Origin of the sequence: Klebsiella sp. CN_Kp104, from assembly GCF_040064515.1 — a bacterium.
Lineage (GTDB): Bacteria > Pseudomonadota > Gammaproteobacteria > Enterobacterales > Enterobacteriaceae > Klebsiella > Klebsiella aerogenes.
This window is the reverse complement of record NZ_JBEAII010000020.1, coordinates 1-782: the sequence shown is the minus strand read 5'-3', so window position 1 is coordinate 782 and position 782 is coordinate 1. Positions and strand designations below refer to the sequence as shown.

The 782-nt window shown below is 64.6% G+C and carries 1 protein-coding gene; it reads left to right on the top strand.

What is annotated here, in order from left to right; all coding sequences use genetic code 11:
* Positions 1-782: sodium ion-translocating decarboxylase subunit beta (locus tag ABLU80_RS13495; RefSeq protein ID WP_348850080.1), on the top strand; the 782-nt coding region annotated here is incomplete at both ends.

Sequence of the window (782 nt, the reverse complement as noted above, 5' to 3'; positions counted from 1 at the left end):
ATGGGCTACTCCTCCGGAGTGCTGGCCATCTTCTATAAGGTGGCGATTGGCTCGGGTATCGCGCCGCTGGTGATCTTTATGGGCGTCGGGGCGATGACCGATTTCGGCCCGCTGCTGGCCAACCCGCGCACCCTGCTGCTGGGGGCGGCGGCGCAGTTCGGGATCTTCGCCACCGTGCTCGGGGCGCTGACGCTGAACTACTTCGGCTTCATCCACTTCACCCTGCCGCAGGCGGCGGCCATCGGCATCATCGGCGGCGCCGACGGCCCGACGGCTATCTACCTGTCGAGCAAGCTGGCGCCGGAGCTGCTGGGGGCCATCGCGGTGGCCGCCTACTCCTATATGGCGCTGGTGCCGCTGATCCAGCCGCCGATCATGAAGGCGCTGACCAGCGACAAAGAGCGGAAGATCCGCATGGTGCAGCTGCGTACGGTGAGCAAACGCGAGAAGATCCTCTTCCCGGCGGTGCTGTTGCTGCTGGTGGCGCTGCTGCTGCCGGACGCCGCGCCGCTGCTGGGGATGTTCTGCTTCGGCAACCTGATGCGCGAAAGCGGAGTGGTGGATCGGCTGAGCGATACGGTGCAGAACGCGCTGATCAATATCGTCACCATCTTCCTCGGACTGTCGGTGGGGGCCAAGCTGGTGGCGGATAAGTTCCTGCAGCCGCAGACGCTGGGCATCCTGCTGCTGGGGGTGATCGCCTTCTGCGTGGGTACCGCCGCCGGGGTGATCATGGCGAAGCTGATGAACGTGTTCAGTAAACACAAGATCAACCCGCTGAT